This window comes from Paenibacillus sp. FSL H8-0332 (assembly GCF_037963835.1).
GTDB classification, from domain to species: domain Bacteria; phylum Bacillota; class Bacilli; order Paenibacillales; family Paenibacillaceae; genus Paenibacillus_AQ; species Paenibacillus_AQ rhizoplanae.
On record NZ_CP150145.1, the window covers coordinates 6,149,258 to 6,163,518 of the forward strand.

Consider the following 14,261-nt stretch of genomic DNA (forward strand, 5'->3'; position numbering starts at 1 on the left):
GGGCTTGCCGCCAACTTTGTATTCGCCCATTGAAATGAGGTAAAATGCGGGTAAAGCAAACGGTGCTTATGCTACTTAGAAGAGGAGCTGACATATGAAGATTACATTTATTGAACCGACACCGAGTCCAAATACGATGAAGCTTCATCTGGACGAAAGCCTTGCCCCCGGTATCCGCCGGACCTACACCCCGGAGACCCGGCGCTCCGCCCCTTCCTGGGCGCAGGAGATGCTGGAGATCCCAGGCGTTACGAGTATCTATCATGCCGCTGACTTCGCCGCGCTGGAGCGCAAGGGCAGCGCCGACTGGGCTGCAATTCTGCGCGAGGTCCAGAACCGCTTCGGGGCGGACGGACTCAGCGCGGAATACAGTCTCGGCGATGAGAACGACGGCACCCACTACGGGGAGTCCCAGGTGTTCGTGCAGCTGTTCCGCGGCATCCCGATCCAGATCCGCGTCAAGACCGGCGCGAAGGAGGAGCGTATCGCCCTCTCCAGCCGTTTCACCCAGGCAGTGACCGATGTGGCCAGCGCTGTGATGATCAAGGAGCGTAAGCTCAGCGATTACGGCGTACGCTACGGCGAGCCGCCGGAGATTGCCCGCGAGGTCGAGCAGGAGCTGGAAGCGGCGTATCCGCAGGAACGCCTCGACTCCCTCGTGCAGCAGGCCATCGCGCACGGGGCTGCCGGCGAGTTCGTCGAGCAGCGGCACAAGAAGGAGCAGGCCGAGCTGCTGCGAGACCTGCACGCCGAGGATTGGCGCGTGCGCTACGCCGCGCTGGAGGATCTGGCGCCGGGCGAGCAGCTCCTGCCGGAGCTGCGGGCGGCGCTCCATGACCCCAAGCTGCAGATTCGCAGATTGGCGGTCGTGTACCTGGGCGACATCCGCACGCCCGGTGCGATGGAGCTGCTCTATGAGGCGATGAAGGACAGCGCCCCGGCCGTGCGGCGCACAGCCGGGGACACGCTCTCCGACATCGGCGACCCGGCTGCGACGCCGGTGATGACGGCGTCGCTGAGTGATGCCAGCAAGCTGGTGCGCTGGCGGGCGGCACGCTTCCTCTACGAAGTCGGGACCGCCGAGGCTCAGGACGCGCTGAGCGTTGCTGCCGAAGACCCCGAATTCGAGGTTGGGCTGCAGGCCAAGATGGCGCTCGAGCGGATTCTGTCCGGCGAAGAAGCCGCGGGCACCGTCTGGCAGCAGATGTCGGAGCGCCGGCGGAGCTAACGTGAACCTGCCGTATTTTGTCATTGCCTGAGAAGCCGGTATGCCTTATACTGATTCCTGTTGTTCATATCGTTCAAAGATAGCCTCATCATACCTAGGATGAGGTAGAGGTCGCGGATAAGAAGAGTAAGCGCGTGGAGATGCCTAAGAGCCATCGGTGATACGTGCCCAAAGGAATATCCGCCGAAATCGTAACTGCTGCTCTTAGTCCGCAGCTACGATTGGGGCCGTTTGCCGAAAGGCGCGGAACTGTCACTGTGTATTGCCGCCTGTCAGGAGACTGCGGGAGCTGCACCGTGTTGCGCTATCTTAACAGGGAGTATGATGCGGAGCCCATAATCAGGAAACCGCAGCGTCCGTCTGCGGTTTTTTTGCGTGCATCATGCCGGGAAGAAGACACTGGCATATGCAGGCAGCGGCACTCCCCCTGTGAACAGAACCATCAATCTAAAGGGAGTGTCTTATTCATGCAACCACAACAGCCAAAACGGCCGGTAGTACAGGCGGGCAACGCCAATACACCGGGCCTGCGCAAATCCTTCAAAGCAAGACATCTGACCATGATCGCCCTCGGCGGCTCGATCGGAACCGGACTGTTCCTCGCCAGCGGCGGGGCCATTGCCTCCTCCGGTCCGGGCGGAGCACTGCTCGCCTACACGGCCGTCGGCATTATGGTCTATTTTCTGATGACCAGCCTTGGGGAGCTGGCAACCTATCTGCCCGATTCCGGTTCCTTCAGCACCTACGGCACGCGGTTCGTCAGCCCCGCCTTCGGCTTCGCTATCGGCTGGAACTTCTGGTACAACTGGGCGGTGACCATAGCAGCCGAACTCTCAGCAGCCACCGTTATTATTAAGTATTGGTTCCCGGACAGTCCCTCTTTCCTGTGGAGTCTGCTCTTCCTGTCACTCATGTTCGGCCTGAACTTCCTGTCTGCGCGGGGGTACGGCGAGTCGGAATACTGGTTCGCCATTATCAAGATTATTACGGTGGTCTTCTTCCTCATCGTCGGTGTCCTGATGATCTTCGGGATTATGGGCGGCAAGGCGGTGGGCTTCAGCAACTTCCAACTGGGAGGCAGCTCGTTCCATGGCGGCTTCTTCGCCTTCGTCGGGGTCTTCATGGCCGCCGGGTTCTCCTTCCAGGGAACGGAACTGGTCGGTGTCGCCGCCGGAGAGAGCGAGAACCCGCGCCGGAACGTGCCGATTGCGATCCGCCAGGTGTTTTGGCGCATCCTGATCTTCTATATTTTTGCCATTGCCGTCATCGGCCTGCTGATTCCTTATACAAATCCAGATCTGCTCCGCGGAGGTATTGATGATATCGGCGTCAGCCCGTTCACGATCGTCTTTAACAAAGCAGGGCTGGCGATTGCCGCCTCGGTAATGAATGCCGTGATTCTCAGCTCCGTGCTGTCTGCCGGTAACTCGGGAATGTATGCTTCCACCCGCGTCCTGTACGCCATGGCCAAGGATGGAATGGCACCGCGCGCGCTCGGTAAGCTGAACCGCAGAGGTGTTCCTGTAGGCGCGCTGCTCGTGACCACCGCTGTCGGCATGCTCGCCTTCCTCGCCTCCTTCTTCGGAGACGGCGCGGTGTACAATTGGCTGCTTAACGCTTCCGGGATGTGCGGCTTCATCAACTGGCTCGGAATTGCCGTCTGCCATTATCGCTTCCGCCGGGCCTTTGTGAAGCAGGGCCATTCACTGGATGAGCTGCCTTACCGGGCAAGATGGTTCCCTTTCGGTCCGCTGTTTGCCTTCGCCCTCTGTATGGTAGCCGTATTCGGCCAGAACATGGGTGCTTTCACCGGTGCGAAGATCGACTGGTACGGCATTCTGGTCTCCTATGTCAGCGTGCCGCTGTTCCTGCTGATTTGGCTGGGCTATGGCTGGTTCCGCAAAAGCAGCCTTATCCCGCTGGAGAAGTGTGACCTGAGCACCCACGCAGACTGATTCATTGCAGCATAGCAAAAGACCGGTTTTGATCCCGCAGCAGCGGGCCAAAACCGGTCTTTTAAATAGGGATAGCTTGATTATGCCCAGGTGGTGATCGTTTCGACCGGCAGACGGTAGGATGGATACCCCTCTTTGGCGGCTTTGCCTATCGAGATCAGCATGACCGGCTGGAACCGTTCTTTGTCCAGGCCAAAAGCTTCTGCAATATGCTCCTTGTCAAACCCGGCCATCGGATTGGTATCGTAGCCGTGCGCACGGGCAACAAGCATCAGTTGCATAGAGATAAGCCCCGAGTCAATCAGATTCATATCCCGTAATTCGGACGCGGAAATCTTCGCATAATAAGGCTTAACCTGCTGCAGCTGCATATCCATCACCTCGCGGGGCATGTACCCAAGCTCCACAGCCTTGCCGAAAATTTCGTCCATATATTCAACGTTGTTCGTATCATAAAATACCGCAATCACAGCCGAAGAGGTGAGCGCCTGGGTCTGGTTGAAGGTGGCCAGCGGTGCAAGCTTCGCTTTGCCTTCAGCGCTGTCAATGACCAGGAAACGCCATGGCTGCAGGTTAACGGCAGAGGGGGCGCGGGAAGCTTCCGCCAGAATCTCGGTCATTTCCTCTCTGCTGATTTTCACCTCAGGATCATAGACTTTCACGGAACGGCGCTCCAGGACGATTGCATTGAAATCATTGGTTTTGTGGAATTTGCCTGTCATTGTGCTCATAGTTACTTCTCTCCTTTTTATATATAATGTGCTGATATTGAATCATCACTAGGAGAATTGTAAACTATAAACTATAGTTCATAGCAAGCACAAACCATGAGGTGATGGCATGAAGATTAGTGAAGTCGCAACAAAGGTAGGCCTTCCTATTTCAACCCTGCGTTATTATGAGAAAATGGGCATCATTACGGAGGAGTATATCCTCAGAGAAGAGAATAATTACCGGAATTATGTCCCGGAAATCGTTCAATACATCGAAGTGGTAAAGAATTGTATAGCGGTTGGATTTTCAATCCAGGACATTAAGTCTATGATTTCCAAGCATGGAATATCCAAGGATGAGCAAGCTCGCATTATACATCACAAAATAGCAGAGATTGAAGACGCGCAGAAAAAAATGGAGACTTCCAAGCAATCTCTGTACGGGATTCTTGACATGAACATCACTTGTGAGGACGGGTTCGGAAAAGCCTGAATCTTCAAGAAGCAGTCCAGGCATAGAAGCGCCTTCGTAGGGACACGCTAACCAATATTCACACCCCAAGGAGGCCGCTATGAAAATGAAAAAAAACTGGATGATAGCCTTGCTGATGCTCCTGCTCGTCACCGCCGCTCCGGTTAGCCGGAGCTCCGCTGCACCTGACTATGCCCGGTGGGGAACCATCGCCGTGAAGGAGGCGCAGCAGAAATACAACGCCGAGATCATCGATTACAAGCACATCGGCCGGACCCAGATCAGGCCAAAGCTGGCAGAAGAGAAATTCAAGCTGCTGGTCCGAAGCAAGGCAGGCCGGGAATTCGGCGTAGTTGTGATGGTCCGCTTCAACCCTTCAACAAACAAGCTTCAGACCATTCAGTTCCTGGAGACCAAAGCCTGAAGCTCCACCCTGGCTGGCTTGCCGGGTAGCTGACAAGCTTTTATTTCCAAGTGACGTATACCTTAAGATCTCCTGTATTCTCGAACGGCGAACTGTTGAAGGCCAGGTTGTTCAGCCTCAGATCGTAGAGCACCTGCAGGTCCTGCCTCAGCAGCTTGTCGCTTCCGCGATAACGGAACAGCAGCGATTGCCGTCCGGCCTCTGCCGCCTGCTTCGCAAGCTCCTTGAGCTGTGCCGCCGACGAAACCACCTGATTCTCCTCGTACAGCCAGTAATTCAGGTCCTTCTGCAGCCTCTTGTATGCCTCCACCCCCTGGCCCCCTTGATTGACCAGCTTAGATAGGGTCTGGGCATAACTGGTGGAGGCCGCCGGATAGGACTTGGTCCAAGTGTGGTCAAGCCGCAGCTGGGCATCCGTCCTCATATAATAGAGCGTGCTGATTCCGCCCTCCGGACTTGGGTCCGGGTCATCCCAGGTGGTGTCGAGATGATACCATGCCCCGTTCAGCTGCACCAGATTCCAGGCATGCGACTGGGTTACGCCGTCTGCCGCCCTGGCCGTCCCTTCCACAATCCTGTTCGGAATCCCCGCGCCCAGCAGGAGCTTATAGGTTAGCAGCGTATAGCCCTGGCAGACCGCACTACCGGTCTGAAGTCCCTCATACGCGGTGTATTTGCGGTGCGAGTGATCATATTCCAGATTCAGCACGACCCAGTCGTGGATCGCTTTTATCTTCTGATGATTGTTCATCCCTGGTGTTATAATCTGCTGCAGAATAGCCTTCACCTGCTTGTTAACATACGCCGTCTGCTGCAGCGTCTCCCGGTATTCCACCTGTACCGTCACATGAACAGCACGCGTGCTTCCACGGTAAGAGAACGCATAGCTGTCAATAATGTAATACAGGTACGGATCGCTCCCCATCGCCTGATTAATTGCCGTCTGGATCTCACTCTTCAGCTTGGCGGTCTTGCCCTGATAAGTGAAGGTGATCGTCTCTCTGCGGTTACTCATCGCTCCCGCCAGCTTCTGCGTCATTCCTTGTGTGGTCTGCACCACCGCTGAATCCGATGCAGCATATGCATGCTCGTATCCCCAGTACGTCGCAGGCGGTATAGCTGCAAACACAAGCATAAGTCCAACCGCTGTCTTTATCAGCGATCCCTGTCTCTTCCCCATATGATCCGCGCGCCTCCTGCAATCTATATCATCGGCCATAGCCATATACTCTATAGTAAATGCCAATAATGCCCTGTTTACAACCCCAACCTCAAGAACGTAAATTTGTGCCAGCCTGACCTATTCATTATATCATCTCTAACCGTCCAACTTGGCATGGATAGCACAAACAGGTCAATCATGGTAGTATCTAACCATAATCAACCTGTTCATTGTATCGTTATTGCGGGATTTAAGTTATGAGTATATAGCCTTTAATGTACGTATAACCGAAAATGAAGAATCTTTATACAGGTATTACATGGGGTATATGTGTTATTGGTTGAAGGATGGGTTTATTCGGCACAGGGTAGCCCCACTATCGATATTCTACAGCACCTAAGAATCTGAAGTAATTAGATTGAATGGTTACTTCGACAATTGCCCCAGTATATTCAAAATTATACAATAAAACTATTGCATTAATATCGTTCGGCAAACCTTCTTGCACTAGGGCAGTAAATCTTGGAACAATTTCATCATCATAAGAGAATCCCTCGAGTAATTGATTCAAGTCATCACTTACTTCTTCATAATACTCTGCTTCTCTTACAGCATCATCATATCTACGAATGTTAATGTGTTTTGCAAATATGGATGGAATAAAATCACCCTCATCTGAATAAGAAACAACAAGTAATCTATCCAACTCCTCAGAAGATTGGACATTCCCTACCCACAAAGATACGAAACCTTCCTTTTCCATGCTAATCCCCCTCTAAGGTTTTAATCCGTTTGGCAGAGCATCTGCCCCACCATCAAATCTATAATTCGCCCAGTTTTGTAATCTTCTTTTAAACATACCATAATCAGTAGACGAATCAATAATGTCTAACAACTCATTATGTGCTGTTGTTGAGCCTTTCCCACCATGTTTACCTTTTGGATTTACAAACTTGGTGTTGCTAATAAGTGTTCGCATTTCAGCAATCTGCTCACTCGTGATTCCCCATCTTTTAAAGACATCTGCTCTTGATACCAAATGCCACTCATGTAATCCGCCTGGATGTCTGAGCCGGTCTTTGATGATATCCCTTAGTTTAGGATCTGCCCATACTTTGTCAAATTCATCAGGAGTCAAAGAATTGAACCATTTATTAAACTCACCGTTTCTAACTGACGGAACAGAATCAAGAACTTTACCCGGCCCCTCAACCTTACCACCCCCACCATCCACCGCATCCATATACTTCTGCTGCACCGGCGTCTTCGGCAAGGCTGGAGTATCGGGGATCTCCCCTACCTTGAACACAAACCCTTCCGGCGTCTGCACTACCGGACCCAGATTCGGAAGCTTCTGCTTGATCCCTTGCAGGGCATCCTTCGCCACTTGGCTGACGGCGTCTTCTACCTCGCCCAGGACTTTACCCACTTTTCCGGCCTTCGTGACCTGTAGTCCGGGAACAAGGATAGAGGCGACCGAACCCAGCATCGCAGCTTTCTCTTCGGGTGTGCCTTCGTCAAATTGATGATACGCCATCTTCGCCGCTTCCACTAGCACTTCCGGATGGTCAATTAGATATTTCGCCTGATTCTTCATTTCTGTGGTGGTTTTGACCGGGTCCACTACTAGTTTGAAGGCAAAGGTTGCCGTGTCCGCTACGCCCATGACGACCTCTTTCACCAATCCTTCGGTAAACGCCAGCACCACACCTTCCGACTGACGGACCTTGCTCTCCCACTTCGTAAGCCCGTAAGTCTCCTCCAGCCACCCCAGATAACTGGTGTACATCGGGGTGAGATATTCATTCGGCACATAGACTTTCGCCTGATAAAAGTCCAACGTGGTCTCATTTTCCTTGTTGTCTGCGGTAATTGGCGTGCCATCCGGCAGGGTAAGCGGCGGCCCGTTCAACCGCCGCTGCGCTTCAATTTGCTCTTGAACCTGCTTAAGAGCCGCTGCAATCTGAATTTCCTGCCGCTTCGCCGCAAGCTGACCCCGCGCATACGCTCCAGCGGCGGTCTTCTCCATCGCCAGCCGCAGCAGCAGCAAATATTCTTCGTTATGTAGTAACGGAACCTTATCCGCCGTGATTGAAGGATCATACTCACAGGCTGTAACCGCTGGTTGTCTGTAATTGGCGCTTAGATCCTTACCGGCTTCATAGTAGATCTTGGCTACGCCTAGAGAGGCCAGCTTCTGCCGGGCCTCTGCCGCCTGTGCATGAACAGCCTCCATCTGTGCCTGATTTCCGAACGCCTGATACACCTTGAAGGCCATCTGTGCCTTGGCGATCTGATTCCGCGCCGCAAAGATATCCGTCAGTTTACTTTGTGCAGCTATACTCTCTACGGTCAGCAGGCCGGAGGTCTGAATGACATTCCTGAGCTGCTGCACCACCGGGTCCCTGCTGAGCTCATCTTTTCCTGATAGAGCGGCAATCGAAGTGATGAGGTTCGTCGCACTTCGCTGCACAAATTCGGGGATGGAGAGCCGTCCGGCGGCTGGTTGCAGTCCCAAGCTTCCGAAGGCTGCGAGCAAAAGATTAAATTGCCCCGTCAGCTTGTCCGCCTGCCGTTTATTCTCTTCCTGTAATTCCGAGACGCCTCTCAGGGCGACCCGGATGATATCCTCTAATTTCTCCGCTTCTACGGTTAATTCATTGATCAGGACTTGGGCCCTGACCATATGGTCGCCCATGGGAATGACACCCCAACCGCTAGACTGCCCCCTCAACTGAAGATATAGCCGGTTGGTGTCCTGACTCACCTGGCCGATTTTCGTTTGCAGGCGCCTGACTTCATCCTCATTAAAAACTAGCTTCGTTGACGCCATAACCATCCTTCCCGCCTGATACTAAAACTCACTGGCTTCTAATTTAATATATAAATCTCCCTCAGTTAAAAAGGATAACTCCTATACTATCGGATTTATTTTCCATTATATTTATAGTTTTACATCCCTTCTGCATTCCCCCTCCTCCTCACCCCCCCACCCAATACACCCCGCCAGCCGTAACCTCAAGCGTACCGTTCAGCGCCTGGCGGCGGCCGTCTGCATGCTGTAGCATCAGCTCTTGCGCATAACCGAGGCGCAGTGTTCCATCGAACCGGGCTGTAATCCGCGCGGATACCAGGACTCCAGCCTGCCATTCGATATCTACCTCATACCCTCCGCGCCCCTTCAGGCCGCTGATGCGGCCGTTCTTCCAGGCTCCCGGCAGCGCCGGAAGCAGCGTAAGCTCCCCGAGATGACTCTGCAGCAGCATCTCTGCAATCCCGGCGGCCGCGCCGAAATTACCGTCAATCTGAAACGGGGGATGTGCATCGAACAGGTTGGGATAGACGGAACGGGTTAGCAGCGTGCGCACATAACCGTAAGCCGCATCGCCGTCTGTGAGCCGGGCATAGAGGTTGATCAGCCAAGCACAACTCCAGCCGGTATGTCCCCCGCCTGAAGCAACCCGCTGCTCCAGCGTTAAGCGGCTGGCTTCCAGCAGCTCCGGCGTGTCCCGCCTGTTAATCCGGCTGCCCGGATACAGGCTGTACAGGTGGGAGACATGGCGGTGCCCCGGCTCCGCTTCGGCGAAGTCATAGAGCCATTCCTGCACCCGCCCGCTCTTGCTGATCTTCAGCGGAGACAGTCGGGCGAGTGTCTGCTCCAGCTCCTCCTGAAACTCAGCGTCTACGCCGAGAATACGCGCAGCCTCCAGGCAGTGCTGCATCAACTCAGCGATCAGGCTCATATCCATAGCCGAACCCATAGATATACTGCAAGCTCTGCCGTCCTCCGTAACGAACCGGTTCTCCGGCGAAGTAGACGGGCTGGTAACCAGCCAGCCCTCCGGTCCTTCCACCAGCCAATCCAGGCAGAAGAGGACAGCTCCCTTCATTAGCGGATAAGCAGTCTCATCCAGAACCTTCATATCCGGGTTGAATTCGTAATGCTCCCACAGGTGACGGCATAGCCACACCCCGCCCATTGGCCAGAAGGCCCAGCTGGCATCTCCGCCGGACGGTGTGGAGGCCCGCCACAGATCCACATTATGATGGGCTACCCAGCCGCGCGCCCCGTAATGAATAGCAGCCGTTCTGGCCCCGGTCTCACTAAGCTCCTTAATCAGCTCAAGGAGCGGCTCATGACATTCGCTGAGATTGCAGACCTCCGCCAGCCAATAGTTCATCTGTGTATTGATATTGGTCGTGTAATTGCTGTTCCATGGCGGCTGAACATGGGGATTCCATATCCCCTGCAGATTCGCTGCCTGGGTTCCGGCCCGTGAACTGCCCATCAGCAGATAGCGGCCATATTGGAACAATAGGGCCTCCAGCGCCAGGTCTTCTGCCCCATCCTGATAGGCGGCCAGACGTTCATCGGTAGGCCGCTCATCCGCCTCGTGACCGCCGAGATCCAGATCCATCCGGCGGAAGATCGCCTGATGATCTGCAACGTGGCGTGCGTACAGCTCCTCATAAGTCTTACCGGCCGCAGCGCTTAATCTGCTGGCGCACAGCTCCGCCGGACTTAGCATAGCTGCGGAATACTGAGCTGGCGCAGCGGCTCTATGACTTGCTCTGAACCGCACCTCCTCATAGTCCGTTCCGGCAGCCAACAGCAGCAGAACACGCTCCGCCCCACTGATGACCAGCTTGCCTGCGGAATGCCGGATACTTCCCCCGGTTACCTGTACATGCAGGTGCAGTTCGAATGCTACTCCAAGCCCCGCTTCATAGAGTACTGCGAGCGGATGATCCTGGTGGTAATTGTCGGCAATATGCGAGGGACAGCGCCCCTGCATTACCAGCCGGTTCCCTTCCCCGGGACTAACGCTATGCTGTAATTGGCTGTCCAGTGCCAGCTCTAGCTGAATTCCCCCGGGCTGACCGCTTGTCAGATGCACGACACCCACCTGATCTGGTGTGCTGATGAATACTTCACGGGTGAAGGCACCCTGCCCGGTCTGATAGGTCACTCTGGCAACTCCGCTATCCAGATCCAGCACTCTTTCATAGGCCGTACAATTCTCTGCGCCCGGCTGCGTAAGAATCAGGTCCCCAAGCGGCATGTAGGCCTGGGCGTTGACCCCCAGCATATGGGCATTCACCATATCCTCGGCCTCACCATACTGGCCTGCAGCTATTAGCTCCCGGGTTCTCTTCAGATACCTGAGCGCTTCATAATTGCCCGTATCCCGGGGGAACCCGGACCATAGGGTATCCTCATTCAGCGAGATCAGCTCTCTGGCGGTACCGCCGAATACCATAGCCCCCATGTGCCCGTTCCCCAGCGGCAGCGCCTCTTCCCAGACGGCTGCGGGCTGGCTGTATCTGAGCTTCCACGCGGATTTCCTTTGTTCAGTTTCCATGTTCTCCTCACCCTTCGTACTAAGTTCTGAATACAGCAAAAGGCCCTGACCTAAGTCGGGCCTTCTGCTTTCTGCTGTACACTTGATCATGCTACATCCCATTAGGATTTACAGATTTTTGCCTGTCCACAGGGATACTCTCTTCTTCACCAGCTCAGTGAATTCTTTTTCCATATCCTGAGCGCCGGCTTTGTCCAGCTCAGCCAGGAAGGCGTCATAGACTTTATCGAAATCAGCCGGTTTGGACAGAATCGCTTCCGGGATACGTTTACGTACGATATCCTGGGTCTTTTTGAAGATGACCTGATATTTACCGTCTGTCGGAACCGGCAGGTTGTACAGGGCACCAGTTTCTTTTACAGGGAATTCATCCTCTTTCGGGAACAGGTCCTTCCAGGTAGTCGCCTTATATCCGGCAAGGGATTCCTTCTCAGCTTCTGAGTACGAAGCAACAATCTGCTCAGGGAAGCTTGTAGTGTAGTAGTTGTCCGTAGAATCCTTCACTCCGTCGCCATACCGTGCACCGAAGATCAGGTACTGGCCGATCCCGGTTGTTTTTTGAGTGTTCGCTGTATCATTGGCTAAGCCGTCACGGATCTCAGGCAGAACCTCACGTTTGCCATTGGCATCCACAGTATAGTGCTTGTCTTTAATCCCCCAGGTTCTCAGGATCTGGCCTTCATCGGAGGACATCCAGTCCAGCCATTTGATGATCCGCTCAGGATCTTTGGCAGCTGTAGTGATTGCAATCCCGTAGCCGTCGATTCCTGTCTGCATGAAGGAATGATCCTTATACTCTTCGGTCAGGGTTACAGGGAAGTGTCCATAAGTATACTCGTCTTTACCGGCAGCCTTCAGGGCATTCTCACCGTCAGAGTATTCCCATTCCTGGGAGATCAGACCGAGTACACGGCCGCTGGCCACTTTCGCTTTGTATTGGTCATCCTTTTGTACGAAGGTATCCTTGTCAAGCAGTCCTTGATTGTACATGCCGTTCAGCCAGCGGAAATATTCCTTTTCTTCGGCGCGTTTGTAGTGAAGCTTCGCTTCGAAGGTCTCAGGGTCCACATAATATTCACCATCATCCGGTGCGCCGGTTGTAGTGAAGGCCGGGTTCGTCACGGTGATCATAATCTTCCAGTCATCGGCGTTCAGCGTCAGCGGAATGGTAGGCTGTCCATCGGTTTCCGGATGCAGAGCGACATAATCCTTCAGCACCTTTTCAAAATCAGCTACAGTCCGCACCTTCGGATAGCCAAGCTCTTTGAGCACACGATGCTGAATTTCAAATCCGCCTGTGGCATCGAAGGACTTCTGGCCGACACCCATATTCGTAGGAATCTGATAAATACTCTGGTCATCCAGACTGTACTTCAGACGATTCATGTTCTCGCCGTAGACTTTCTTGAGGTTGGGGCCATATTTGTCAATCAGGTCCGTCATATCCATGATCAGGCCCGCATCCACCAGGGTACTCAGACTGCCTTTAGCGAAAATAATATCAGGAACATCGCCGCTGGCCGCCATCATGGCGATTTTTTGGTCACCGCCGCCGCTGCCTACATCGAATTCAGCTTCAAGGGTGACCCCTGTTTTTTCCGTAATGGCTTTACCGACATCATCCTGCATCTTGTTCCAGTTCGGGCTGGCATCCGCACCGAAGAAGGTGAACGTAGCGGGTGAGGTATCTAGAGCCGTATCATCTGCTGCGGCAGTAGCATCAGGTGTAGTTCCTGAGTTGTTAGGCGTCGTATTGTTGGCTGCATTATTGCCGTTGCCTCCACAACCGGCGATCAGCATCGAGCTCATCAGCAGGAGTGTGAAGATAGTCTTGGTACTCTTGCGGTTCATTGTGTATCCCCCTTGTATCTTAATATGTTGCCTTTATGCATATCAGGTGAGACCTGAATATACCATTGTGAACGCTTGCAAAACTACCATAAATATAAATTTCCATTAATTAACACTCAACCCTAAGCGGGTTAGCTGCCCGGCTCTGCACTGAACCCGGCAGCTTCTCCCTGTCACTCCTGGGTTAAGGCCTATGCCTTAACTGCACCCAACGTCATACCGCCGACAAAATACTTTTGCAGGAACGGATATACCACGAGAATCGGCACGGTTACGACAATCGTAATCGCCATCTTGATCGACTCCGGTGAAATCTGCGCCATCTGTCTGGCCATATCATTCGCATTTGCCATGCCGCTGCCCTGATTGGTCGAAGACAGGACCTTCATCAGCTCGAACTGCAGCGTAGTCAGATGCGGCTTGTTGCCGTTGTAGAGATAGGTGGTGAACCACTCATTCCATTGCCCCACGGCCAGGAACAAGGCGATAGTCGCCAGTACCGGCTTACAGAGCGGAAGAATGATTTTGTAGAAAATCATAAAGTCATTCGCCCCATCCAGCTTAGCGGATTCCTGCAGGGCAAACGGCAGCCCGTCCATGAAAGAGCGGATAATGAACACGTTGAACGCGGAAACCATACCCGGCAGGATGTAGATCCAGAACGTTCCGATCAGATTCAGATCCTTCATGAGAATGTACATCGGCACCATACCGCCGGAGAAATACATGGTCAGGGCCAGGAATACCGAGACGAATCTTCTGGCTCTGAATTCCGGACGGCTGAGGGTAAAGGCCAGCATGGAAGCACTGATCAGACCCAGGAGGGTACCGGAAAGGGTACGCAGAATCGATATTTTGAAGCCTTGAATCAGTCCCGTATAGCTGAAGATCCGCTCGTAATTCTCCAGCGTCCAGACCCGCGGGAAGATATAGATGCCGCCCCGGACCGTATCTGTAGATTCATTGAAGGAAATCGCCAGCACGTTCAGAAAGGGATATAACGTCACAATCATAATCAGGATTAGAGCGATGTAGAGAAAAATATCGAAGACACGTTCACCTTTTGACATTTGGAATGCTTTGCCACCCATGG

The 14,261-nt window shown here is 53.5% G+C and carries 11 protein-coding genes and 1 riboswitch; of the genes, 4 read left to right on the top strand and 7 right to left on the bottom strand.

Annotated features, from left to right (window positions below):
* The first annotated feature begins 94 nt into the window (after nucleotides 1–94).
* On the top strand, nucleotides 95–1,228 hold the full coding sequence (locus NST43_RS26670) for a virulence factor (protein ID WP_339220348.1): 1,134 nt from the start codon (nucleotides 95–97) through the stop codon (nucleotides 1,226–1,228).
* A 97-nt stretch (nucleotides 1,229–1,325) separates the two neighbouring features.
* Nucleotides 1,326–1,543, top strand: a riboswitch (Lysine riboswitch).
* 152 nt (nucleotides 1,544–1,695) lie between these two features.
* Nucleotides 1,696–3,183, top strand: coding sequence for an amino acid permease (locus tag NST43_RS26675; RefSeq protein ID WP_209991840.1), 1,488 nt, complete (start codon nucleotides 1,696–1,698; stop codon nucleotides 3,181–3,183).
* A gap of 80 nt (nucleotides 3,184–3,263) precedes the next feature.
* Here NST43_RS26675 and NST43_RS26680 read toward each other — a convergent pair whose 3' ends face one another.
* Nucleotides 3,264–3,914 carry a nitroreductase family protein gene (locus tag NST43_RS26680; RefSeq protein ID WP_339220349.1) on the bottom strand — a complete coding sequence of 217 codons (651 nt, stop codon included), beginning with the start codon at nucleotides 3,912–3,914 and terminating at the stop codon, nucleotides 3,264–3,266.
* Between the two features lie 109 nt (nucleotides 3,915–4,023).
* Here NST43_RS26680 and NST43_RS26685 point away from each other — a divergent pair, with 109 nt between their 5' ends.
* Both NST43_RS26685 and NST43_RS26690 read left to right on the top strand, forming a co-directional pair.
* The gene (locus tag NST43_RS26685; protein ID WP_209991838.1) at nucleotides 4,024–4,389 is read left to right on the top strand and encodes a MerR family transcriptional regulator; all 366 of its coding nucleotides are present in this window, start codon (nucleotides 4,024–4,026) and stop codon (nucleotides 4,387–4,389) included.
* A gap of 79 nt (nucleotides 4,390–4,468) precedes the next feature.
* The gene (locus tag NST43_RS26690) at nucleotides 4,469–4,792 is read left to right on the top strand and encodes a DUF3889 domain-containing protein (protein ID WP_339220351.1); all 324 of its coding nucleotides are present in this window, start codon (nucleotides 4,469–4,471) and stop codon (nucleotides 4,790–4,792) included.
* A 40-nt stretch (nucleotides 4,793–4,832) separates the two neighbouring features.
* On the opposite strand, the gene NST43_RS26695 is transcribed toward NST43_RS26690, so the two are convergent.
* The 6 genes from NST43_RS26695 to NST43_RS26720 form a co-directional block, all read right to left on the bottom strand.
* Entirely contained in the window at nucleotides 4,833–5,972 is a 1,140-nt protein-coding gene (locus NST43_RS26695) for a transglutaminase domain-containing protein (RefSeq protein WP_209991837.1), read from the bottom strand.
* A 358-nt stretch (nucleotides 5,973–6,330) separates the two neighbouring features.
* Nucleotides 6,331–6,717 carry an immunity 22 family protein gene (locus tag NST43_RS26700; RefSeq protein ID WP_339220352.1) on the bottom strand — a complete coding sequence of 129 codons (387 nt, stop codon included), beginning with the start codon at nucleotides 6,715–6,717 and terminating at the stop codon, nucleotides 6,331–6,333.
* Between the two features lie 12 nt (nucleotides 6,718–6,729).
* Nucleotides 6,730–8,787 carry a hypothetical protein gene (locus NST43_RS26705; RefSeq protein WP_339220353.1) on the bottom strand — a complete coding sequence of 686 codons (2,058 nt, stop codon included), beginning with the start codon at nucleotides 8,785–8,787 and terminating at the stop codon, nucleotides 6,730–6,732.
* A gap of 148 nt (nucleotides 8,788–8,935) precedes the next feature.
* Nucleotides 8,936–11,317 carry a glycoside hydrolase family 95 protein gene (locus NST43_RS26710; protein WP_339220355.1) on the bottom strand — a complete coding sequence of 794 codons (2,382 nt, stop codon included), beginning with the start codon at nucleotides 11,315–11,317 and terminating at the stop codon, nucleotides 8,936–8,938.
* 108 nt (nucleotides 11,318–11,425) lie between these two features.
* Nucleotides 11,426–13,168, bottom strand: coding sequence for an ABC transporter substrate-binding protein (locus tag NST43_RS26715; RefSeq protein ID WP_209991834.1), 1,743 nt, complete (start codon nucleotides 13,166–13,168; stop codon nucleotides 11,426–11,428).
* 191 nt (nucleotides 13,169–13,359) lie between these two features.
* Nucleotides 13,360–14,259, bottom strand: coding sequence for a carbohydrate ABC transporter permease (locus NST43_RS26720; protein ID WP_209991833.1), 900 nt, complete (start codon nucleotides 14,257–14,259; stop codon nucleotides 13,360–13,362).
* Between the last annotated feature and the right edge of the window lie 2 nt (nucleotides 14,260–14,261).